At 51.8% G+C, this 22,622-nt stretch carries 20 protein-coding genes and 1 pseudogene; 6 read left to right on the top strand and 15 right to left on the bottom strand.

Annotated features, from left to right (window positions below; genetic code table 11):
* Positions 1-11: 11 nt before the first annotated feature.
* The 14 genes from rnhB to rpsB form a co-directional block, all read right to left on the bottom strand.
* A complete protein-coding gene (gene rnhB, locus QCD60_RS18635; protein WP_279787720.1) occupies positions 12-611 on the bottom strand; it encodes a ribonuclease HII in 600 nt (199 codons plus the stop codon).
* The gene (gene lpxB / locus QCD60_RS18630; protein ID WP_279787719.1) at positions 602-1,756 is read right to left on the bottom strand and encodes a lipid-A-disaccharide synthase; all 1,155 of its coding nucleotides are present in this window, start codon (positions 1,754-1,756) and stop codon (positions 602-604) included. Before lpxB ends, rnhB begins: the two co-directional genes overlap by 10 nt.
* Complete coding sequence (lpxA, locus tag QCD60_RS18625; protein WP_104156299.1) at positions 1,756-2,526, bottom strand: acyl-ACP--UDP-N-acetylglucosamine O-acyltransferase; 771 nt, start codon at positions 2,524-2,526, stop codon at positions 1,756-1,758. The genes lpxB and lpxA overlap by 1 nt, the downstream gene beginning before the upstream one ends.
* 2 nt (positions 2,527-2,528) lie before the next feature.
* Complete coding sequence (gene fabZ, locus QCD60_RS18620) at positions 2,529-2,987, bottom strand: 3-hydroxyacyl-ACP dehydratase FabZ (RefSeq protein ID WP_104156300.1); 459 nt, start codon at positions 2,985-2,987, stop codon at positions 2,529-2,531.
* Positions 2,974-4,035: a UDP-3-O-(3-hydroxymyristoyl)glucosamine N-acyltransferase gene (gene lpxD, locus QCD60_RS18615; RefSeq protein WP_347950212.1), complete on the bottom strand. Its 1,062-nt coding sequence runs from the start codon at positions 4,033-4,035 to the stop codon at positions 2,974-2,976. Before lpxD ends, fabZ begins: the two co-directional genes overlap by 14 nt.
* A gap of 12 nt (positions 4,036-4,047) precedes the next feature.
* Positions 4,048-4,554: an OmpH family outer membrane protein gene (locus QCD60_RS18610; RefSeq protein ID WP_279787718.1), complete on the bottom strand. Its 507-nt coding sequence runs from the start codon at positions 4,552-4,554 to the stop codon at positions 4,048-4,050.
* A 17-nt stretch (positions 4,555-4,571) separates the two neighbouring features.
* Positions 4,572-6,932, bottom strand: a complete 2,361-nt coding sequence (bamA, locus tag QCD60_RS18605; RefSeq protein WP_279787717.1) for an outer membrane protein assembly factor BamA — start codon at positions 6,930-6,932, stop codon at positions 4,572-4,574.
* A 41-nt stretch (positions 6,933-6,973) separates the two neighbouring features.
* Entirely contained in the window at positions 6,974-8,320 is a 1,347-nt protein-coding gene (gene rseP / locus QCD60_RS18600; protein ID WP_279787716.1) for an RIP metalloprotease RseP, read from the bottom strand.
* A 148-nt stretch (positions 8,321-8,468) separates the two neighbouring features.
* Positions 8,469-9,272, bottom strand: a complete 804-nt coding sequence (locus QCD60_RS18595) for a phosphatidate cytidylyltransferase (protein ID WP_279787715.1) — start codon at positions 9,270-9,272, stop codon at positions 8,469-8,471.
* Positions 9,265-10,032 carry an isoprenyl transferase gene (locus QCD60_RS18590; protein ID WP_279787714.1) on the bottom strand — a complete coding sequence of 256 codons (768 nt, stop codon included), beginning with the start codon at positions 10,030-10,032 and terminating at the stop codon, positions 9,265-9,267. Before QCD60_RS18590 ends, QCD60_RS18595 begins: the two co-directional genes overlap by 8 nt.
* Positions 10,033-10,089: 57 nt before the next feature.
* The gene (gene frr, locus QCD60_RS18585; protein WP_279787713.1) at positions 10,090-10,647 is read right to left on the bottom strand and encodes a ribosome recycling factor; all 558 of its coding nucleotides are present in this window, start codon (positions 10,645-10,647) and stop codon (positions 10,090-10,092) included.
* An 18-nt stretch (positions 10,648-10,665) separates the two neighbouring features.
* On the bottom strand, positions 10,666-11,400 hold the full coding sequence (gene pyrH / locus QCD60_RS18580) for a UMP kinase (RefSeq protein WP_279787712.1): 735 nt from the start codon (positions 11,398-11,400) through the stop codon (positions 10,666-10,668).
* An 87-nt stretch (positions 11,401-11,487) separates the two neighbouring features.
* Entirely contained in the window at positions 11,488-12,348 is an 861-nt protein-coding gene (gene tsf / locus QCD60_RS18575; RefSeq protein WP_279787711.1) for a translation elongation factor Ts, read from the bottom strand.
* 94 nt (positions 12,349-12,442) lie between these two features.
* A complete protein-coding gene (rpsB, locus tag QCD60_RS18570; protein ID WP_104156310.1) occupies positions 12,443-13,189 on the bottom strand; it encodes a 30S ribosomal protein S2 in 747 nt (248 codons plus the stop codon).
* A 324-nt stretch (positions 13,190-13,513) separates the two neighbouring features.
* On the opposite strand from rpsB, the gene map reads away from it, so the two are divergent.
* From map to dapD, 5 genes are read left to right on the top strand one after another with little or no spacing between them, the layout of a single operon-like run.
* Positions 13,514-14,287 (top strand): type I methionyl aminopeptidase, encoded by a 774-nt coding sequence (gene map / locus QCD60_RS18565; protein ID WP_110185777.1) that lies wholly within the window; start codon positions 13,514-13,516, stop codon positions 14,285-14,287.
* A gap of 19 nt (positions 14,288-14,306) precedes the next feature.
* Positions 14,307-17,003 carry a [protein-PII] uridylyltransferase gene (locus QCD60_RS18560; protein ID WP_279787710.1) on the top strand — a complete coding sequence of 899 codons (2,697 nt, stop codon included), beginning with the start codon at positions 14,307-14,309 and terminating at the stop codon, positions 17,001-17,003.
* A gap of 5 nt (positions 17,004-17,008) precedes the next feature.
* On the top strand, positions 17,009-18,211 hold the full coding sequence (gene dapC, locus QCD60_RS18555; RefSeq protein ID WP_279787944.1) for a succinyldiaminopimelate transaminase: 1,203 nt from the start codon (positions 17,009-17,011) through the stop codon (positions 18,209-18,211).
* 46 nt (positions 18,212-18,257) lie between these two features.
* On the top strand, positions 18,258-18,602 hold the full coding sequence (locus QCD60_RS18550; protein ID WP_279787709.1) for an ArsC family reductase: 345 nt from the start codon (positions 18,258-18,260) through the stop codon (positions 18,600-18,602).
* A 60-nt stretch (positions 18,603-18,662) separates the two neighbouring features.
* The gene (dapD, locus tag QCD60_RS18545) at positions 18,663-19,700 is read left to right on the top strand and encodes a 2,3,4,5-tetrahydropyridine-2,6-dicarboxylate N-succinyltransferase (protein WP_279787708.1); all 1,038 of its coding nucleotides are present in this window, start codon (positions 18,663-18,665) and stop codon (positions 19,698-19,700) included.
* 46 nt (positions 19,701-19,746) lie between these two features.
* Here the strand turns inward: dapD and QCD60_RS18540 are convergent.
* Positions 19,747-20,737 (bottom strand): annotated as a pseudogene (locus QCD60_RS18540) (transposase domain-containing protein).
* 237 nt (positions 20,738-20,974) lie between these two features.
* On the opposite strand from QCD60_RS18540, the gene QCD60_RS18535 reads away from it, so the two are divergent.
* Positions 20,975-22,567, top strand: a complete 1,593-nt coding sequence (locus tag QCD60_RS18535; protein WP_279787707.1) for a methyl-accepting chemotaxis protein — start codon at positions 20,975-20,977, stop codon at positions 22,565-22,567.
* Positions 22,568-22,622: the final 55 nt, after the last annotated feature.

Below are 22,622 nucleotides of genomic sequence, written 5' to 3'. Positions count from 1 at the left end.
CTAAATGGCCTCTACGGCAGCGTATCCGACAAGAGTTTTTTCACGGGAGCAAAGCTGCGCCGATGTAAAGCCGTAGGGCCGAGGGCTCTTAACGCTTGCAAATGACTGACTGTGGGGTAGCCTTTATGCTGTTCTAGCCCATAGCCAGGGTAGGTTACTGCCCACTCTTTCATAGCTCGGTCACGACTGACTTTTGCCAGAATAGAGGCAGCACTGATCGCTTCGACCTTAGCATCACCACCGACGACAGCCTCACAGGGAATATTCAGTTGAGGGCAGCGATTACCATCAACTATGACATAGTCAGGCTTGATGTGCAGAGCGGCAATTGCACGCTGCATGGCAAGCATAGTGGCATTGAGAATATTCAGCTCATCAATTTCTGCAACCGATGCAGAAGCGATAGCGTAGCTTAACGCGTCGGCACAAATCTGCTCATAAAGCCGCTCACGTCGCCCTTCACTCAGTTTCTTTGAGTCCGCCAGACCGGCAATTGGCTTGTTGGGATCAAGAATAACGGCGGCGGTCACTACATCACCAAATAAAGGACCACGCCCCACCTCATCAACACCAGCCACTAAACCACCAGCAAAGATCATGCTCATCTGCATAGCGTGCCTCTCTCGATCATTAACCTCTCGATCGTGTCTGCAGCGGTCTCCCCCCCGCCTGCTCGCAGCAGATGATGCAAGGCGGTGAACTCCTCTCTCAGCGGGCCAGAGGAAGGCTCTCTGAGCATGGGCAAAAGCTGTTGAGCGATGCGATCAGGCGTTACTTCATCCTGAATCAACTCAGGCACCAGACGTTTACCGGCCAGCAGATTAGGCAAACCGATGTGTGCAACCTTGACCATTCTGCGCGCAATACAATAAGTCAGAGCAGCCAGACGGTAGGCAATGACCATAGGTCGTTTATAAAGGGCAGCCTCCAGAGTCACTGTCCCGGATGCCACCAGAAGGGCATTGGATGCAGCCATGCACTGAGAGGCCTGCGCCGTCGCACAGATCCACTCGTCAGGGAAGCCAATGGCGCGCAGCTCTGCCTCGCGTTTCTCATTGGCAGGCACCAATACCACTTGCAACTCCGGCAGTTGTTCCTGGCAGAGCCTGGCAGCTTGAATAAAGGTCTCACCCAAACGCTTGACTTCACCACCACGGCTGCCTGGCAATACACCTAATACAGGTCGTTCAACACTCAACCCAAGCAAAGCACGAGACGATGCCTGATCCACAGTCAAGGGAATCTGCTCTGCCAAAGGATGGCCCACATAGGTAACGGGAATATCTGAACGCTTGTAAAAATCAGCCTCGAAAGGCAGAAGTGTCAGCATGTGATCAACAGCCTTGGCAATTTTCTTCAGCCGCCACTGTTTCCATGCCCACACTGAAGGGCTTACATAATGAACAGTGAGAATTCCTGCCTGACGCAGCACAACCTCTAAACCGAGATTAAAGTCAGGTGCATCGATACCCACAAAGACGTCTGGCGGATTTGCCTGCCAATGGTCGCGTAAGCGATTGCGCGCCCGAATCAGACTAAAAAGATGTGGCAAAACCTCAATCAGCCCCATGACACTCAGAGCTTCCTGAGGATAGAGGCTTTTAAGACCCGCACTGAGCATTCGCGGACCACCGATACCTTCGAACTCGGCATCAGGAAAGCGCTTGATAAGAGCTGACATCAAGTCAGCTCCGAGAATATCACCCGATAACTCGCCCGCCAGAATTGCAACGCGCAAAGGTCGAGAAACCGACATCAACGGGCAATGCCACGACTTGCTTGTTGCAATGAATCCAGCAGTAGCTGTATTTCAGGACAGTCAGCTGTCATTGACTGCAACTCGTCCATGGCCTTATCGAGTGTATTACCTTGACGATAGATAATTTTGTAAGCCTTGCGCAGAGTCTTCAGCGCTTCGTCCGAAAACTTACGCCGCTTCAAGCCTTCCACATTTATGCCATGAGGCTGCAACGGATTTCCGCTCGCCATGACATAAGCAGGCACATCTTTCAGTACCAGTGAGCAACCACCAATCATGGCATGGGCGCCAATGCTACAGAACTGATGCACTCCCGCCATTCCGCCCAGGATCGCCCAGTCACCGACCTTCACATGCCCCGCAAGCCCCACCGTGTTAGCCAGGATAATATTGCTTCCTAACCGACAATCATGAGCTACATGCACGTAAGCCATCAAAAGATTGTCATTTCCCAGCTCGGTCAGGCCTTCATCCTGAACGGTACCACGATGCAGCGTGCATCCCTCGCGGATGACATTGCGGTCACCGATGATCAATCGAGTTGGTTCACCCCGATACTTCTTGTCCTGGCACTCCTCACCAACGGACGAGAATTGAAAGATCTTGTTATCCTTACCGATGTGACACGGCCCCTTGATAACAACATGTGAGTGAATAACTGTACCTGAGTCTATGGTGACATCAGGTCCGATATAAGACCAAGGACCGACCTCCACATCGGAAGCCAGCTGTGCCTTTGGATCAACGATGGCTTGAGGGTGAATCAAAATCAGACTTCCCTTACCGCGCAAGTAATAACAGTAGAAGCAACTTCTTTGCCTTCTACCAGTGCAAAACACTCAAACTTCCAGATATTACGCTTCACCGATAACACTGAAGCATTGAGTTCCAGACGATCCCCTGGCACCACCGGTCTCTTCAAACGCAGCTTTTCGGTTCCGACAAAATAATAGATCGCACCATCCTCAGGCCGTTTATCAATCATTTTGAAACCGAGAATACCGGCCGCCTGAGCCATCGCTTCAATAATCAGCACCCCAGGCATGATGGGATGATCTGGAAAATGGCCATTAAAGAAAGGCTCATTGATGGTTACATTCTTATAGGCGCTAATGCGGCTACCAACAAGTTCACCATCTTCAGAGGGAATAATTTCAACCACTCTATCCACCAAAAGGAAGGGATAGCGATGGGGGAGAAACTCCCGAATCTCGTTAATTTCCATCATCGAGTGAACCTTTATCTTCAGAATTAGAATGCAGCTTTTTTTCCAGCTGCTTAACCCGCTTGGCAATATCATCCAGATTACGGAACCGCGCTACGTTCTTGCGCCATTGCGCATTTGTAGTCAATGCAGTACCGGAGGAATACACGCCAGGCTCACGTATCGATGCACTGACAAGGCTCATCCCGGTGATATGAACGTTATCACCAATTTCCAGATGCCCTGCGACACCCACTCCACCACCCAGGGTACAGTGCTTTCCAATAATGGCACTGCCTGCTATGCCAACACATCCGGCGATGGCAGTGAAGTCACCAATCTGAACGTTGTGCGCAACCTGGACCTGATTGTCAACCTTGACACCATTACCCAACCGCGTCGGCTCGAGAGCACCGCTATCAATAGTGGTATTGGCGCCAATTTCTACATCATCGCCAATTTCAACACCGCCCAGTTGAGCAATCTTGATCCAACGTCCCTGATGGGGTGCAAAGCCAAAACCATCAGAACCGATGACTGCACCACTGTGAACGAGAACTCCATTACCCAGTCTTACATTGGAATAAAGAGTGACTCGTGCCATCAGATGGCACCCATCACCAATGATGCTGGCAGTCCCCACGAAGCATCCTGCCCCGATGATGGTGTTCGCACCAACCACCACAGCTTCACCAATAACAACGTTAGCGCCTATCGATGTGCTAGGGTCAATACTTGCACTGCTAGCAATCACCGCACTGGGATGAATACCGGCAGGAGGATTAACATCCGTGACAAACCAGTGAGAAATACGTGCATAACCAAGGTAAGGATTGGCCAGAACCAGTGCATTAGTTGGACATTTTCCTAACAAATCCTGTCCAATAATGACGGCACCAGCATGAGTATCCTGCAAATCTTTGGCGTATTTGGAGTTAGCTAGAAAGCTGAGCTGGTCGGCTTTAGCGTTACGGAGAGTAGCCAGCCCCCGAATAGGGAGCTGGCTGTCACCATGAAGATCAGCCCCAAGATGGCTGGCGATCTCACCAAGAGTGAATGTTTTTGAAATCAAACGCAGGTCCCGTTATTTGGACTTATTCAGCAGATCAACCAAGGTCTTAGTCATGTCTGCATCAGGCGCAACATAGACAGTGCCCTGCTTGTTAAGAATGACCTTGATATTCTTCTGATCAATCATCTGACGAATGAGTTTATCCAGCAAAGCCCGGTTATTATCCAAAAACTCCTGCTGGCGATCTGCTCGGCCGGACTGAACCTTTTGCTGCAGAAAGCGATACTCAGAGACCTTATCCTGCAACGACTGCTCCGTTTTGCGGCGGTCAGTGTCTTTCATCACTGAACCATCCTTCTGCAGCTGCTGCTGACCAGACTGAATATCACGAGCCAATCTTTCCAAGCGTCCTTCGCTATCAGAAAACTCTTTATCCAACCCTTTCATGAATGTCTTGGCGCGCTCGGAACTGAACAATGCCTGAGGCACGTCCAGTACAACCACATCAATTGCATGCGCAACAGATGCCAGAGACAGACCCATACCTACGAGCATGGCACTCGCCCAGGTCTTCATCATTTCACTCCTTTAAAAAATCAGAATGTTTGCCCCAGAGAGAACTGGAAGCTTTGCTTACGGTCACCGTCTTGCGCATTCAATGGCTGGGCAATGACAAATGACAGAGGTGCAAATCGCGTGAGCCACACAACCCCAACACCTGTTGAGTAACGAATATCGCCCAGATCAATATTCCTGCTGCAGCTGGAATCAATGCTGCGATCGCACTTCGTATCGTAGACGTTACCTGCATCAAGGAAGAACAGACTACGGATAGAGCTCTTATCTTCAAAGTAAGGAACAGGGAAAATGAACTCTGCGGTACCAGCCACTTTCACGTTACCGCCTACAGCATTACTGCTGGTATCGGAGCCATCACATGGAGAATCCGTTCCCTCGATACATGGGGTACCCTTGGGTCCAACAGATCCGGTCTTGAAACCACGCAATGAGCTGATACCGCCTAGATAGTAGTTCTCATAGAATGGCAGCTTGGTCTCTCCACCATAACCATCACCGTAGCCCAAGTTGGTGCCCAAGTGTACGGCATAGCCTTTCTGACCGATGGGCCAATAAATGTCGCCCTTGTAGCCAAGTTTGTAATAGTCGAGCGTACTACCCGGCAAAGCCACATCGAGACCAGCACGCTGGTAAGTACCATCTGTAGGCATCAGGGTGTTGTTCAGGCGGTTACGATTCCAGGCGACGCTGCCCAAGAATTCGTTATAGCTGTCACCGTAATTATCCACGTACTTGATAATTTCACGGATCGGAGAAGAGCCAAGATCAATACCTACTTTTTCATAGCCAATGGTGCCAGAAATATTGGAGTCTTCATCCAGAGGATAACCCAGTGTCATATTGGCACCGATCTTACTCATCTGGTAGTCACTGACATCTTCTTGGTCATAATCAGTTTTACGATAGTAAACACTGAAGCCTCGCGACACGCCATCGACCGTATAGTAGGGATCCAGATAGTCGATACTGTAGTCAGTGCGCACAGAAGAACGGGTCAAAGAGAAGCTTACTTGATTACCTGAGCCCAGGAAATTTTTCTGTGATACGTCAAAGCCAAAGATAAGCCCTTCACCCTGCGCAAAACCAACAGAGGCTGACAGAGATCCTGATGCCTGTTCTACCACAGAATAGTTCAGGTCAACCTGATCTGAAGTATTGGGCACGGGCGCCATATCAAGGTTAACTTCAGAGAAGTAACCAAGGCGTTCCAGGCGCTTCTTCGACTTATCAACCAGATCAGTATTGACCGGGGCCGCTTCCATTTGCCGCATTTCACGACGCAGCACTTCGTCAGCCGTCACGGTGTTACCTGTGAAGTTGATACGTCTTACATAAGTGCGAGTTTGTGGATCAATGAAATAAGTGACATCGACCGTTTTGCTATCGTCATGAACTACCGGCACAGGGTTAACGTTTGCGAATGCAAAACCATCATGCCCCAAACGGCCCTTCAAACGATCCACATCTTCAGTAATGGTTTTCCGGGAGAACAACTCACCGGACTTAACCTCTACCTGCTGCTCCAGCTCAGCCTGCCCCAGGCTCAGGTCCCCCTCGAGTGACACCTTGCCAATGTTGTACTGCTCACCTTCACTGACATTAATTGTGATAAACACACTCTTTTTGTCAGGACTAATAGAGACCTGTGTAGATTCGATATTGAAATTTACAAAGCCACGATCCTGATAGTAGGAACGTAAGCGCTCCAGGTCGCCTGAAAGCTTCTCCCTTGAGTACTTATCATCATCAGTAAAAAAGGACAGCCAGTTACTGGTGCTCAACTGAAACTGCTTAAACAGTTCATCCTTACTAAAGTGTTTGTTTCCCACGATATTGATGTGAGAAATCTTCGAGACGCTACCTTCCTTGATCTTGATATTAATTTTGACACGGTTATTGGGAGCATCTTCAACGGAAGCGGTTACCTTCGCCCCATATCGACCTTGAGCAAGATACTGCCGCTCTAATTCAGCCTGAATTCTGTCCAGCGTTGCACGCTGAAAAATTTCACCTTCTGCCAGGCCCTGTTTCTTCAGACCATCCTTCAATGCATCTGTCTTGAGGACCTTGTTACCTTCTATATCGAGCAAACTGATGGCTGGACGCTCTTTGACGGATACGAAAAGAACGTTGTTTTGACGTGATATATCAACATCCTGATAGTTGCCAGTAGCAAAGAGACTGCGGATCGCAGAAGCCACCCGGCTATCATCTATCGTGTCACCGATGCTGATGCCCATAGCAGAAAAAACGTTGCCCGGGGCGAGGCGCTGCAGCCCTTCGAGCTTGATGTCTTGAACTTTGAATGTGTCAGCCCACAACGCTGTAGACACCCCTAAACAGGCGCCGAAAACCAAAGTGTGTACTAGTCGCTTCATGCTAATCCAGGGCTTCATTGCTCAATTAAATGAGCGCCATATTACAAACGCATCAAATCATTGTACAGAGCCAGCAACATGACGCCGCCGAGCACCACCATACCAAAGCGTAAAGAAATCATCTGCACGGTGTCAGATACAGGCTTACCCTTAACCATTTCTGCCAGAAAAAACAGCAGATGACCGCCATCCAGCATAGGAATTGGCAACAGGTTTAGTACACCAAGACTAATACTCAGATAGGCGAGGAAGGAAACAAAACTCTCCAGCCCTGACGATGCAGATGCACCCGCAACCTTAGCGATAGTAATCGGCCCACCAAGACTTTCTACGGACATCAAGCCTGAAACCAGCTTTCCTACTGATGCAACCATCAGACTGACCATTTCTGACGTTTTGTGAAACGCTTCAGTAAATGCATCCACGACACCGTAATGAATGGTTCGCTTTATCGCATCAGGCCAGACAGGAACCTGTGGAGCAGCTCCAATGTAACCAATCACCCTACCATCGACGTCACTGTTCTTGCTATGAGGTGTCAATATCAAACCGAGCTGCTGTACACCTCTCATCAGGGCGACTTGCATCGACTGGTCAGGATGCCTCTGCACGATATCCACCCATTGGCTCCAGCTGGACACAGCCTCACCATCAACACTCAGAATTTTGTCTCCTACCTTCAGGCCTGCTAACTCAGCAGCTTGCCCCGGCACCACTTCGCCAATAACAGAGTCCCAATGTGGTCGCCAAGGTAACATACCGATACCATTTAACAGATCCGGCTCAGCCTCTTTTGCCAGCCATTGTTCAATAGGCAGCTGATAGTGAATACTCTTGCCATCGTTCGTTTTCACATCCAGAGCTACGCTGGTAGTTTCCCCTATCAGCGCAGCTAACCGGGTATTTACCTCTTCCCAGCTTCTGACAGCATGCCCATCAATAGCAGTTATTTCTGCATTTACTGGCACCTGTACCAACGCTGCAGGCGAACCCGAAACCACCTCTCCAATCACTGGCACAATGGTCTGAACACCGACAACGAACAGCCACCAATACACCAGTACCGCAAAGATGATATTGATCAATGGACCGGCAGCCACAATGGCGAAGCGCTGATAAACACTCTTGGTGTTGAAGGCTAGCGAACGCTCGGACTCCGCAACCTCTCCTTCACGCTCATCCAGCATACGCACATAACCACCCAGAGGAATGGCAGCGATACAGAACTCAGTACCATGACGATCATGCCAGCTAAACAAAGGCTTTCCGAACCCGACTGAAAAGCGCAGCACTCTGACTCCGCAGCGACGAGCAACCCAGAAGTGTCCATATTCGTGAATTGTCACCAGGATACCCAAGGTGACTATCAGGGCGATCAGATTCGTCATCGCTCAACCTCTAAGAACCATTACCTACCAGACAGATTTGAGCACCCAATACTGCAACTGGGCGAAAACCGACGAAAAACATCAAAAAACCATCCACCGGACTACATTGAGGTGAGAAAAGCTTCAAGCTTACCTGTGCAGTAAAAGATCAAACCCACCCAAGTGTCCAGATGGCAAAGACATAGCATGGCAAAGCAGCACACAAACTATCAATGCGATCCAGAATACCGCCATGACCAGGCAGCAACTTGCCGCTGTCTTTCACTCCCGCTGCTCGTTTGCACATGCTTTCAAGCAGATCGCCCAGTATAGATACCAGCACAATCGGCATACTCAGCACCCACAATGAAGCAAAAGACAGAGGCAATACAGACAAGGAAGAAAATACGGCAGCTAGCAGACTAACTGTCAGAAAAGCACCGGCAGCGCCCTCAAGGGTCTTACCGGGGCTAACCTGAGGTGCGAGCTTGGTCTTCCCGAAACGTTTCCCGGCAAGATAAGCGCCGGTATCAGCCCCCCAAACCAAAAACAACAAATAGACCAGCCAGGAAGCAAAATTGGCTACCGCATTAAGCCAGACCATAGCCACCCATAGAGGAACAAGCACCCACCAACCGATCAAGGCCATGGATCGCCTGGTATGCCAGCTTTGGGCTTGCGGATAACGAACAACCCAGTAAGCCGCAATCAACCAGAACAATACACCGGGGAGCAACAACCATACTTGTACACTCGACAACAGACTGAGCAGAACAAGGCTCCCGCCAATCGCCGCTATGTAAACACAACGGTCGCGCAAATCGCGCATACCCGCCAAAGAACTCCACTCCCAGGCACCGAGCACAACAACCAAACCGGTGAATAACTGAAAGCTCAAGCCATGTAGAAAAAACAATCCCCAGAAGACGATTGGGATCAGACACAACGCAGTAATTAAACGAGTCTTAAACACCTTTCATGGCCTCTACTTGCTCAGTAGTATGGCCAAAGCGTCGCTGGCGCCCAGAGAAGTCAGCAACCGCTTCCAGCAGTTGTTTCTCACGAAAGTCAGGCCAGAGCGTTGGTGTAAAGTAGAATTCCGTATAAGCCATTTGCCACAACAAAAAGTTGCTGATGCGCTTTTCACCACCCGTACGAATGCACAGATCCGGGGCTGGCAGATCCCCCAAGCTCACAGCTGAGTTAAAAATATCTTCTGATATATCGTCACACGCCAACTCGCCAGCCTGAACCTGAGCGACTAACTTCTTGCATGCATTAACGACATCCCATTGACCGCCATAGTTGGCAGCCACAGCAAGAACCAGCCCAGTGTTATTGCAGGTTAATGCTTCTGCGCTATCAATTAGCTTGTTAAGCTGCACACCCAAGCGCTCACGCTCACCTACAACTCTGAGCCTGACATTACTCTTGTGTAACTTTTTAACCTCACGCTCAAGCACATACACAAAGAGTGACATTAACGCATTGACTTCATCTTCTGGCCGTCGCCAGTTTTCACTGCTAAAAGCAAACAGCGTCAGCACTTCGATGCCATGCTTGATGCAGGTATCAATGACTGCACGGACTGACTTTACTCCTGCCTTATGACCTGCCACTCCCGGCAGAAAGCGTTTTTTTGCCCAACGATTGTTTCCATCCATGATTATGGCTACATGACGAGGGACTGTACTCAGGGCAACTTCCTTAGACATAGAGAATACGACACTCATGCACTGCATCGTTTGCAGCGTTATGGGTTTGGGGCCAAGCGAACTCGGCCCTCACCATCAGATCGCCATCAGATCCGCTTCTTTCGACTCGAGATGCTTATCAACATCAGCAATGTATTTGTCGGTCACTTTCTGGATAGCTTCCTCAGCACGACGCTGATCGTCTTCGGAGATTTCTTTCTCCTTGAGCAGATCCTTGATCATACCATTGGCATCACGACGCACATTACGTATGGCGACACGTGCATTCTCTGCTTCCTGACGCGCCTGCTTGATGTAAGTCTTGCGCGTCTCTTCAGTCAATGGAGGCATAGGCACACGAATAACGTCACCCGAAGTATTCGGATTGAGCCCCAAATCAGAACGATAGATCGCCTTCTCGATTTCCGGGACCAGCTTTTTCTCCCATGGGGAAATCAGAAGGGTACGGGCATCTTCAACAATGACGTTAGCCACCTGGCTCAACGGGGTATCAACACCGTAGTAACTTACTCGTACCACATCCAGAATCGCTGGCGTTGCACGGCCAGTACGAATCTTGTTGAACTGGCCTTCTAACGACTCGATGCTTTTCTGCATGCGCTGCTCAGCATCGCGCTTGATATCTTCAATCATTATGGTCTCCCGACTTGGTTAACGCGCCACACTGATAAGGGTACCCTCAGGCCCCCCAGTCACAATGCCAGCCAACGCTCCAGGCTTGTTCATGTTAAATACCCGAACAGGCATGTTGTGATCGCGCGTCAAACAGATAGCTGTAAGATCCATCACGCCTAACTGACGTTCAAGAACTTCATCATAGGTGAGAAAATCGTATTTGGTAGCGGCTGGGTCTTTTACCGGGTCAGCTGTATAGACACCATCAACCTTGGTTGCCTTTAGTACCACATCTGCTTCAATTTCAATACCACGCAAACAGGCGGCAGAGTCGGTGGTAAAAAACGGATTGCCTGTGCCCGCAGCAAAGATAACCACATCCCCCTGCTTGAGAGCACGAATAGCACCACGGCGATCATAATGATCGACCACACCGCTCATAGGAATAGCAGACATGACTCGGGTAGCTATATTTGAACGCTCCAGAGCGTCGCGCAGAGCCAGAGCATTCATCACTGTTGCCAGCATCCCCATATGATCACCGGTCACACGATCCATTCCGGCAGCATCTAATGCCGCACCACGGAACAAGTTCCCGCCACCTACCACTAATCCTACCTGAACGCCGATCCCGATTAACTGGCCCACTTCCAGCGCCATGCGATTAAGCACTTTAGGATCAATACCAAAGCTCTCATCCCCCATCAGGGCTTCTCCGGAAAGCTTCAGCAGAATACGTTTATATTTGGCTTGATTCTTTTCGGTGGCCATAAGGTCGAGCTCCAGAATACAGATATGTGGTATACACCATATAGACAAAACCGCCGACAACAGTCGGCGGTTTAAACAGAAGCTGAATTACTTCTTCAGCTGTTCAGCAACTTCCTGAGCGAAGTCTTTCTTTTCGACCTCGATACCGTCGCCTACTTCGAAACGCACAAAAGACACCACTTCAGCGCCAGCCTGTTTGGCCAGATCACCCACGGTGACTTCTGGGTTCTTAACGAAAGGCTGGTTGATCAGACTGCTTTCAGCCAAGAACTTCTGAATACGGCCCTGCACCATTTTCTCAATGATTTCTGCAGGTTTGCCAGACTCCTGAGCCTGAGCGGTAAAGATTTCTTTCTCTTTCTCGATCAGCTCTTGAGGCATATCAGCAGGTTTGACGACCTGAGGGTTGGAAGCAGCAACATGCATTGCTACGTCTTTTGCCAGCTCAGAGTTACCGCCTTTCAGTGCAACCAGAACAGCGATACGGTTGTTGCTGTGAACATAGCTGCCAACCACATCAGATGCTACCTGTGCTGCGCGGCGCACACTGATGTTTTCGCCAATTTTCTGAACCAGAGCAGAACGATCGCTTTCCAGTTCACCTTCCATCAGCGCAGCCACATCAATCTGCTTGTCACTGAAGGCTTTGCCCACAACCTTGGCTGCGAAGGCAGCGAAGTTGTCATCGCGAGCAACAAAGTCAGTCTCAGAGTTAACTTCAACCACTACAGCGTAAGTGTTGTCATCAGACTGTTTAACTACAACCACACCGTCAGCAGCAGTACGACCGGCTTTCTTGGCCGCTTTCAGGGAGCTGGACTTGCGCAGGTTGTCGATTGCCAGATCGATGTCGCCATTGGCCTCTACCAGTGCAGCCTTGCACTCCATCATGCCCAGGCCAGTGCGCTCACGCAGTTCTTTCACCAGAGAAGCAGAAATAGCTGCCATGTCGGATATCCTCTTAAAATGATCTTGAACGGGTATCAGCTTTCAAAAAAGGGGAGCACTGCTCCCCTTCTTTAACGTCAACTCAGTGAATTACTTACTGAGCTGCCGCTTCTGCGTCTTCGCTGACTTCAACGAATTCGCCTTTGTCGCCATCGGCGTTCTGCGCTACAGCTTCCAGTACGCTATCAGCCATTGACTTAGCGTAGATTTCAATTGCACGCAGGGCGTCATCGTTACCCGGAATTACGTAGTCAACGCCAGCAGGATCACTGTTGGTATCAACAACACCAATTACAGGGATACCCAGCTTGTTAGCTTCCAGAACGGCATTGCGCTCGTGCTCAACGTCGATAACGAACAGGGCATCAGGCAGACCACCCATATCCTTGATACCACCGATAGACAGCTCAAGCTTGTCCATCTCACGGGTACGCATCAGGACTTCTTTCTTGGTCAGCTTGTCGAAAGTACCGTCCTGTTTCTGTGCTTCAAGTTCACGGAAACGACGAATGGACTGACGGATGGTCTTGTAGTTGGTGAGCATGCCGCCCAACCAACGATGGTTTACGTAAGGCATACCGGCGCGGGTAGCTTCCTGCTTGATAACTTCAGCAGCTGCACGCTTGGTACCAACGAACAGGATCTTGTTCTTTTTACCAGCCATTTTGGCAACAACATCCAGCGCATCATTCAGCATGGGCAAAGTATGCTCCAGGTTGATGATATGGATCTTGTTGCGAGCCCCGTAGATGTATTTGCCCATCTTGGGGTTCCAGTAGCGAGTCTGGTGACCGAAGTGTACACCTGCTTTCAGCAGGTCGCGCATGGTAACTTTTGCCATGATTTTTCCTTTAGATGTTAGGGTTAGGCCTCCATGTACCCCAGTCTCCGACCCTTTTCAGGGCACCCTCGGATGCTGTGTCGGCACATGTGTGATTTAACACTGTTGATGTTTAAAATTGCTCCCGCAACATATGCATATCGGGGGTAGCCACTTTAAGCGCCGGTGTTATACCACAAAACCCTGTCCAGCAAAAGTTACACGGCAATTTTTCCCGTTGCTGCAATCTGTGTACAATGGCCAACGTCCTTAACTCCCTGCCCGATAGCCGCAGAATGCCATCGACACTGGGGAGTCTTTCGCTATGGAGCCAGACCCAGCCTCATGACTGTCAAGATTAAAACCCCGGAAGAAATCACCAAGATGCGTGTTGCCGGCCGCCTGGCCGCAGAAGTTCTGGAAATGATAGAACCCCACGTTCAGCCCGGAGTAACGACGGATGAATTAAACCGTATCTGTCATGACTATATTGTGAATGAGCAACAGGCAATTCCGGCTCCACTGAATTACCATGGCTTCCCCAAATCCATCTGCACCTCTGTGAACCATGTTGTGTGCCATGGCATCCCCAATGACAAACCCTTGAAGCAGGGTGACATCATTAATATCGATATTACTGTCATTAAAGATGGATACCACGGCGATACCAGTGCGATGTTTCACGTCGGCAAACCTATACCACACGCTCAGCGCCTGACTGATATCACCAAGGAATGTCTGTATATCGGCATTCGTTTGGTCAAACCCGGCGCACGTCTGGGCGATATTGGCCATGCCATTCAGCAGTACGCTGAAAGCAATCATTATTCCGTGGTACGAGAATACTGTGGCCACGGCATCGGGGCTGAATTCCACGAAGACCCACAGGTACTGCATTACGGCAAGCAAGGCACCGGGGTCGAGCTCAAGCCCGGGATGATCTTTACCATTGAGCCAATGATTAATGCTGGAAAGCGTCATGTGAAGCTGTCAAAAAAGGACGGCTGGACGGTAGAAACCGTTGACCGCCGTTTGTCTGCACAGTGGGAGCACACCCTGCTGGTGACAGATACTGGCGTGGAAATTCTGACCCTGCGCAAGGATGAAACCGGCATCTAAGCCTTTTTGGGAGACAACTATGGCTCTGCCTGTGGACAGTTATCCAGACGATACTGAGCTTTTCGATGTCGCTGCTTTCCGTGAGGATCTGGGACGTACCCGTCACAGTATTCCTCTGTTTAAGAAAGCCATTGAGCACGCTAAATCAACGCTGGACCACCGTTTTCGCGAACACCACAACATTCGTCGCCTGATCAACGGCAGAGCCTGGTTCATGGATCAGTTGTTACGCCAGGCATGGGCCTGGCATCAACTGCCTGAAGACGATGATATCAGCCTGGTGGCTGTCGGTGGTTACGGTCGGGGCGAATTACACCCCTGCTCCGATATTGACCTGCTGGTGCTGATGGACGATGAGCTGGATGCCAGCAAGTATGAAGAGTCCCTTGCCGCCTTTCTGACCTTTCTATGGGATATCAAGCTGGCAGTAGGAAGTAGCGTGCGCACCGTGTCCGAATGCTACAAACAGGCCAGAGATGATCTGACCATTGCGACCAACCTGCTTGAAGCCCGCACACTGATTGGCCCTGCAAGTCTCAGGGTAGAAATGCAGGAGAAGGTTACCTCTGAGGATGCATGGTCATCGCGAGCCTTTTTCAAGGCCAAGTGCGAAGAGCAACGGGCTCGCTACGAAAAGACCCAGCAAACTGGCTACAATCTGGAGCCGAATATCAAAAACTCCCCCGGTGGTTTGAGAGATATCCAGACTATTGGCTGGGTAGTCAAGCGACACTACGGCGCCGAGTCCCTGAGTGAGCTGGTCAGCCATGGCTTTCTGACGGTGAAGGAGCTTGAGAGCATCAACCAGGGCCTGGAGTATTTGTGGACTGTTCGCTATGCCCTGCACATGTTTACCGGTCGGGAGGAAGACCGCCTGCTGTTCGACTATCAACAGACGCTGGCGACCTTTTTCGGTTATGAGAATGCACCCGGCTCACTGGCCATTGAGCAGTTCATGTGCAAGTACTATCGAGTTGCAGGCTACTTCGCCGAACTGAATGACCTGTTGTTACAGCATTTTGAAGAAACTATCCTCACGCAGGAAGCAGAAGATACCGTCATCCCCCTCAACAACCGCTTCCAGATTCGTAATCAGTACCTCGAAGTTACCCACGACAAGATATTCCAGTATTACCCCTTTGCCATGATGGAGCTGTTTGTCTTGCGCGCCCAGCATCCGGAAGTGCAGGGAGTGCGAGCAGCGACCATTCGTCTACTGCGCCAGCACCGTCATCTCATCGATGACAAGTTCCGTGCCGACATCCGCAATACCAGCCTGTTCATGGAGCTATTACGCAGTCAGGAAGGCGTCTCCACGGAACTCAATCGCATGCGCCGCTATGGTATACTGGGCCGCTATATTCCCTCCTTTAACGATATTATCGGACGCATGCAGCACGACCTGTTCCATGTCTACACGGTCGATGCTCACACCATGAAAGTGCTACTGATGATGCGGCAGTTCCGCCATCCAGAGGTAGCAGACCGCTTCCCCATCGTATCCAGCCTGATTCACAAACTACCCAAGATTGAATTGCTCTATCTGGCCGGACTTTTTCACGACATAGGCAAAGGCCGGGGCGGCGATCACTCGGAACTGGGAGCACAGGATGCACTGGCCTTCTGTCGTCGCCACAAGCTGCCCAAGTGGGACACCGCTCTGGTTGTCTGGCTGGTCCGCCATCACCTGCTGATGTCGATGACTGCACAGCGTCGCGACATTTCCGACCCGGAAGTGATCAAGCATTTCGCCATGCAGGTACGCGACCCCATCTATCTGGACTACCTTTTTGTACTGACCGTGGCTGACATTAATGCCACCAACCCTAATCTCTGGAATTCCTGGCGGGCCGCGTTACTACGCCAGCTGTTCTCCGATGCCAAGCACATGCTGCGCAAGGGGCTGGATGAGCCGATCAATATTTCTGAGCTGATTGAAGACATCCAGAAAGATGCAATGGAGGGACTGCAACAGCAGGGGCTGGATGAAGTCGCCGTCAATCGTCTGTGGCGTTTACTGCCCAATGAGTACTTCGTAAGGGAAAGTGTACGCGACATCATCTGGCACACAGAGGCCATCCTCAATCATCTGGACCAGACCCGGCCACTGATCCTCATTCGCGAAACCACCAGCCGTGCCCATGAAGGCGGCACGCAGATATTTATCTACACCCTGGATCAGGATGACCTCTTTGCTGCGACCACTGCAGCACTATCGCAACTGAATCTCAACATTCACGATGCACGCATCATCACTTCGCGCGATGGCTTCAGTCTGGATACCTTTATTGTCCTGAATGAGGACAACCAGTCTCTGGGCCATGCTCCCCAGCGTATCAGCCAGATCAGAAGCTATCTGGAAGAAGTACTGTCAGCACCTGATGAGTTCCCTGACATCGTCCGCAAGCGTGTGCCACGGCAGTTCAAACATTTCACCATGCCGACCCAGGTGCACATCAGCGATGATGCCAACAACAAGCGGACGGTGCTGGAGGTCATATCTCCTGACCGCCCAGGCCTGCTGGCTACCCTCGGTAAAATTTTCTACGACTTCGACGTATTTGTGCAGACCGCTAAGATCGCCAGCATGGGCGAACGTGTAGAAGACGTATTTTTTATTACCACGCAGGAAGGCAAGCCGCTGGAAGACCCCACACAGCGCGATGCCCTGCGCGCAGCCATCTGTCAACAACTCGATGAACTGGCCCAGATCTGAACATGATGAATCCCCATCTCCAAGACCTTCAGCCTTATCCCTTTGAGCGCCTGGCAGCGCTCAAGGCCGGAACGACACCGCCCACTCACCTGCGTCATATCGCACTGTCCATCGGTGAGCCCAAACACGCCGCACCGGCGATGGTTGAGCAGGCCATGATTGATGCCATTAGCGGGCTGTCTGTCTACCCTACTACCAAGGGGCTTCCAGAACTGCGCCAGGCCATTGCCAGCTGGCTGCAACGTCGCTTCAAGCTGACTGAAGGCAGTCTGGACGCTGAACGTCATATTCTGCCCGTCAACGGCACGCGGGAAGCGCTGTTTGCCTTTGCCCAGGCATGCATTGACAGCAGCCAGCCTGAGCCACTGGTACTCAGTCCCAATCCTTTCTACCAAATCTATGAAGGTGCAGCGTTCCTGGCTGGGGCAAAACCTTACTTCCTTAACTGCACCGCAAAAAACCAGTATAACCCCGATTACGACGCCATTCCTGCAGAAATCTGGCAGCGTTGTCAGCTGCTGTTTCTCTGCACACCAGGCAACCCCACTGGCGCAGTAATGAAGCTGGAAGACTTCGCCCGCGTGCTGGAGCTGGCTGATCAGTATGATTTTGTCATCGCCTCGGATGAGTGCTATTCGGAAATTTACTTCGATGAGCAGCAGCCTCCGATGGGGTTACTGGAAGCCTGCGCCAAACTGGGCCGTCACGACTACAGCCGCTGTGCCGTTTTTCACAGTTTGTCCAAACGCTCCAATCTGCCAGGACTACGCTCCGGTTTCGTCGCCGGAGATGCCGAACTGATGACAGCTTTCCTTCGATACCGCACCTATCACGGCTGTGCAATGCCGGTGCAAGTGCAGCAGGCCAGCATCGCTGCCTGGGATGATGAGCTGCATGTCGAACAGAATCGCGACCTCTACCGCCACAAATTTGACGCAGTGCTGGATATTCTCGGCGACGTGATAACAGTCAGTCGCCCAGACGCAGGATTCTACCTGTGGCCGCAGGTAGCCGGTGGGGATGATGAAGCTTTTGCACGCGACCTGTTCAACGAGCAGCATGTCACTGTCCTGCCTGGCCGCTATCTGTCTCGCGAAGCAGATGGTATACCCGGCGCAGGCCACGTACGTATGGCACTGGTGGCTACACTGGAAGAATGCGTGGAAGCGGCGCAGCGTATCCGCCGTTTTGTTGAGTCACGCATCTAAAAAAATAGCCAGCCACTGACCAAATGTCATGACACAGGACTTACCGATGATCACCCTGTACGGGATCAAAAACTGCGACACCATCAAGAAGGCTCGCAAATGGCTGGAAGCCCGGCAGCTGGACTATCGCTTTCATGATTACCGGGTGGATGGCCTGACCCAGGAACAACTGACAAGCTGGTGTGATGAGCTGGGATGGCAAGCGCTGCTAAACACTCGTGGCACGACCTGGCGTGGACTCAGTGACGAACAGAAAAGCGATATGGATAGCCAACGGGCGATTGCACTGATGCTGGAACAGCCTGCATTAATCAAACGCCCTCTGCTGGATACGGGCAGCAGCCGTCACCTCGGATTCAAAGAAGCAGACTACGCTCAGTGGCTGGGCTGAGTCAGCCCTCACTGAAGCCTTACCGTTTTTAATCACAATGACAGATATAGGAGATACACCATGAGCACATCCCACCTCGCCCTTGGGATTGGTATCGGCAGCCAGTCTCAGGCAGGAGCCTGGCTGGAAGTGTTCTACCCCTATCCCCTGCTGAATCCCACCGCTGCACTGGTGGATGTATTCAAGCACCAGCTGGGATACGAGGGTGGCAATCAGGTGATTGCTCTGGATAAGGACAGCATTCCAGCCCTGGCGACTGCCCTGACCCAGGCAGAATATGAGCAGATGGCGGAACTGCTGGCCATCAGCCAGGACTCAGAACAGCCACTGGTAGTCACTATTCTGGAAAGCGATACAGCCCCTGCCAGCCTGGCTGAGGTGTACCTGAAGCTGCATTTACTGTCGAACCGTCTGGTCAAACCACACCAGCTGAATCTGACTGGCATGTTTGGCCTGCTGCCCAACGTTGCCTGGACCAACCAGGGTCCGATCGCTCTGGACGAGCTGAATGCTCGTCGCTTGCAGGCGCGTCTGAAAGGTGAATGGCTGACGGTAGTCTCCGTCGACAAATTCCCGCGCATGGCAGATTACGTCGTCCCTGCTGGCGTTCGTATCGGTGATGCAGACCGTATTCGTCTGGGCGCACATCTGGGCGAGGGTACGACCGTGATGCATGAAGGCTTTGTCAATTTCAATGCAGGCACTCTCGGCACCAGCATGGTCGAAGGCCGTATTTCTGCAGGGGTGGTCGTTGGCAAAGGCTCAGATCTGGGTGGCGGCTGCTCCACCATGGGCACCCTGTCCGGTGGTAACAATGTGGTGATCTCTGTCGGTGAAAACTGCCTGCTGGGCGCCAATGCCGGCCTGGGCATCCCACTGGGTGATCGCTGCACTCTGGAAGCCGGCCTGTATCTGACCGGTGGCTCGAAAGTCACTCTGCTGGATGACCAGGGCCAGGAAGTCAAAACCATCAAGGCGTCTGAGCTGGCAGGGCAATCTGACCTGCTGTTCCGTCGCAACTCACAAACCGGCCGCATCGAGTGCAAGACCAACAAGTCAGCCATTGAGCTGAATGAAGCGCTGCACGCACACAACTGATCGGTATAACAGACGCACGAAACGGGGCCAGACGGCCTAATGCCAGTCAGTTAAGCTGACTGGCATTTTTATTTCTGGTCGGATACTTGGACGGCTTGGGCTTGACCACCCGTGGATAACTGCGATCCTCACGCCGATGAGGCAGGACGTAGTGCATGACCAAAGCCTGTAGTTCAGCCAGATGGCGAGGGATGCTGCCTGGATGCTTCAAAGAGACCCGTTCAAGAAGCCCAGGATCGCCCAGGCGCAAGCGGTGAAACTCATTTCGCAGGGGTAGATGCCAGGGCAGTGGCGACTCATTTCCAGCATGTGATAACGCAGCAGGTTGTACCCCAGCAGTACGCCCCACAGTTCTTGTTCAATCATCTCCGGCGTCTTACTGCGCAGTGTGTAGTGACCCGCGAGCATGCCTTGCTTCATTTCTCGATAGCCCAATTCGATTTCCCAACGCTGGCTGTACAGATCCACGATGTCGTCGGGCGGGAAGCGCAGAGGATCGATCATCGAGGTCAGTACCTGCCGCATTTTGCCCTTGATGGTCTTGCCCTATAGCGTGTCTGGCAGCTCGGGCCATTGTTTGCGCGCCTGCGGCGTGATCTTTAGCGAGACGATGGCATCTTGACGGCCTAACTTGCGCAGCACCTCGTATTGAGCCCCTCCTTGCGCAGCAGCAGGAGCCAATGGCGCTGGCATGCCAGCGTTGTTGAGTCAGGAAAAAGACTTCTCGCACCGCAGCTGTCCAAGCGCTGGCGACCTTGCACGATGGCACTGGGCGCTACCCATGGCCTCTTGCCCAGGCAGCATGATGTCCATGCGACTCGCGGCATCCCAGGCTGTCATCCGGCGAAACAACGCCATGGCGATCACGCACCCGATCATGGTTTCAAGAGGGAGGCGTCGTTTACGCAAAGTCGCCACTCCCGCCGTTTCCAGTGCGGTGCTGATCCGCTCTGGATCAAGCAGCGCCCCAGCTCGTCAAGGAAGTGAGTAGCAGAAGCCGCTTCGTGAGTCAGTGCCAGGGCGCAGGAAAGTCGCATAAAAAATCCGATGCTCAAAACAAGCATCGGATTTTCGCTTCAGGGCGCAGGAGGTCAAGCTGTAGGGCTTAACTGACTGGCATTAGCCAGACGGCCCCGTTTTTCTTTTCTCTTCAACTCAACACTTACCCGGCATCACAATGCCCGCCCTAGGTCTACTTTACAGTTTCTGCCATCTCTTTTAAGTTCACCCCTTAGTGAACTCCATTCACAAAAACAACAATGAGATCGCTCTAGATGAAACTGGCACATAAGGTAGGTATTAGTTACTTGCTCATCGGTCTGGCCCTGCTCACTGCCTGCGGTATCGGCATTTGGGTAGGCAAATCACTCAGTCAGGCGCTGGATTACGTTACTGGCCCTGCTCGCGACCATGCTGACCACCTCACTCAGGGCAGCCTCTCCATTCAACGGCAGACAATTGCTCTCTATCGACTGCTGCTCGAACCTGATGACCCCGACGCACTGCAACAGCTGAAGGAGGCCAGCGACAGTGCAGAGCAGGCATTGAATGCGGTCTTTGCCAACGGCTTTCTCAGTCCGGATAAGGCCAAGCAACTGGATACGCTGCTGACCACTTACCGCCACTCCCGAGATAGCTGGCTTGATCAGCGCTTTATGGGCGCCGTGGCTGATGGATTATTCAACGATCTGAGCGACCAGTCCCTGCATCTGCTAGGCGCACTCAATGCACTGCAACAGGACAGCCAGGCAAAGGTAAATACCTACACATCCACCCTGCCGGGCATCAAAACTCTCAGCCAATCGATTCTCTGGGGTAGCCTTCTGGCAGGTATCGCCATCATCCTGCTGAGTTACTGGTTTGTCACCTCCTCGGTAGTAAGACCGGTATTACTGACCACCAGGGAGCTACAAAAGCTCAATACTGACGATGCCGACCTCACCATTGCCCTGGCGCCCAAGAGTAAGGATGAGATCGGTCAGCTGGCCCTGGCTTTCAATGGCTTCGTCAGCCGCATACACCAGCTGGTGAGCCATATGCAGACCACCATGGCCGAGGTGATAAGCGCGAACAGTGAAGTCAACGAGCACAGCGTACAGACTCAGCAGCGGCTACATGAACAACATGCCTCCATCGCCGATACGGCCCATGCCGTCGTTGAAATGAGTCAGGGTATCGAGCAGATCGCTAACAATACCGGTCAGGCTTCCGCAGCCGCAGACAGTGTCCGCACTGCGGCACGTCACGCCGAAAACCTCACGCGACAGACGATTGTCACGATGCGCGAACTCGAAGGCGAAATCGAGACTGGCGAAAGTGTCAGTCAGCAGCTATCCAGGGAAGGAGACAGCATCCGCTCCGTCCTTGATGTCATTCGTGGTATTGCCGAACAAACCAATCTGCTGGCACTGAATGCAGCCATTGAAGCGGCCAGAGCCGGAGAGTCCGGACGAGGCTTTGCGGTCGTGGCCGATGAAGTACGCACCCTTGCCAGCCGGACTGGGGATTCAACACAAGAGATCGAAGACATCATTCAGCGTTTGATAAAAGGTATGGAGGATACTCGTACCGCCATGGAACGCAGCCGCAGCTGGGCACAAAAGGGTGTTAACAACGTGGATGATGGTGCTGGTGGATTAGGTGACATTTTGTCCAATGTGGAAAGCATTCATAGTATGAATGTGCAAATTGCCAGTGCGACCGACCAGCAGAATCAGGTCAGTCAGGCCATCAGCCAACGCCTGAGCCATATCCGTCAGTTATCAGAGCAAACTCAGGTCATGATGGAAGCCGCGCGCCATAAAGAGCAGACCGTCACCCAGAAACTGCGAGCGCTGGGAAGTGAACTCAATCAGTTTGTGACCTAGGACGCTGCATTCAAACCGACTGGTAGGCCAAGCGGCTGGCCTACCTCGGTTCAGC

Origin of the sequence: Pokkaliibacter sp. MBI-7 (assembly GCF_029846635.1) — a bacterium.
In the GTDB taxonomy this organism is placed as follows: Bacteria; Pseudomonadota; Gammaproteobacteria; order Pseudomonadales; family Balneatricaceae; genus Pokkaliibacter.
The sequence above is the reverse complement of the archived record's forward strand: the minus strand, read 5'-3'. Positions and strand labels throughout refer to the sequence as shown.

Coding starts and splice junctions, on each gene's coding strand:
- QCD60_RS18610 (WP_279787718.1), bottom strand. CDS start 4,554: ATGATGAAGACCTGGGCGAGTGCCATGCTCGTAGGTATGGGTCTGTCT.
- dapD (WP_279787708.1), top strand. CDS start 18,663: ATGAGCACATCCCACCTCGCCCTTGGGATTGGTATCGGCAGCCAGTCT.
- fabZ (WP_104156300.1), bottom strand. CDS start 2,987: ATGATGGAAATTAACGAGATTCGGGAGTTTCTCCCCCATCGCTATCCC.
- lpxB (WP_279787719.1), bottom strand. CDS start 1,756: ATGTCGGTTTCTCGACCTTTGCGCGTTGCAATTCTGGCGGGCGAGTTA.
- pyrH (WP_279787712.1), bottom strand. CDS start 11,400: ATGGCCACCGAAAAGAATCAAGCCAAATATAAACGTATTCTGCTGAAG.
- tsf (WP_279787711.1), bottom strand. CDS start 12,348: ATGGCAGCTATTTCTGCTTCTCTGGTGAAAGAACTGCGTGAGCGCACT.
- rpsB (WP_104156310.1), bottom strand. CDS start 13,189: ATGGCAAAAGTTACCATGCGCGACCTGCTGAAAGCAGGTGTACACTTC.
- QCD60_RS18550 (WP_279787709.1), top strand. CDS start 18,258: ATGATCACCCTGTACGGGATCAAAAACTGCGACACCATCAAGAAGGCT.
- QCD60_RS18535 (WP_279787707.1), top strand. CDS start 20,975: ATGAAACTGGCACATAAGGTAGGTATTAGTTACTTGCTCATCGGTCTG.
- rseP (WP_279787716.1), bottom strand. CDS start 8,320: ATGACGAATCTGATCGCCCTGATAGTCACCTTGGGTATCCTGGTGACA.
- QCD60_RS18590 (WP_279787714.1), bottom strand. CDS start 10,032: ATGAGTGTCGTATTCTCTATGTCTAAGGAAGTTGCCCTGAGTACAGTC.
- map (WP_110185777.1), top strand. CDS start 13,514: ATGACTGTCAAGATTAAAACCCCGGAAGAAATCACCAAGATGCGTGTT.
- dapC (WP_279787944.1), top strand. CDS start 17,009: ATGAATCCCCATCTCCAAGACCTTCAGCCTTATCCCTTTGAGCGCCTG.
- bamA (WP_279787717.1), bottom strand. CDS start 6,932: ATGAAGCGACTAGTACACACTTTGGTTTTCGGCGCCTGTTTAGGGGTG.
- QCD60_RS18560 (WP_279787710.1), top strand. CDS start 14,307: ATGGCTCTGCCTGTGGACAGTTATCCAGACGATACTGAGCTTTTCGAT.
- frr (WP_279787713.1), bottom strand. CDS start 10,647: ATGATTGAAGATATCAAGCGCGATGCTGAGCAGCGCATGCAGAAAAGC.
- rnhB (WP_279787720.1), bottom strand. CDS start 611: ATGCAGATGAGCATGATCTTTGCTGGTGGTTTAGTGGCTGGTGTTGAT.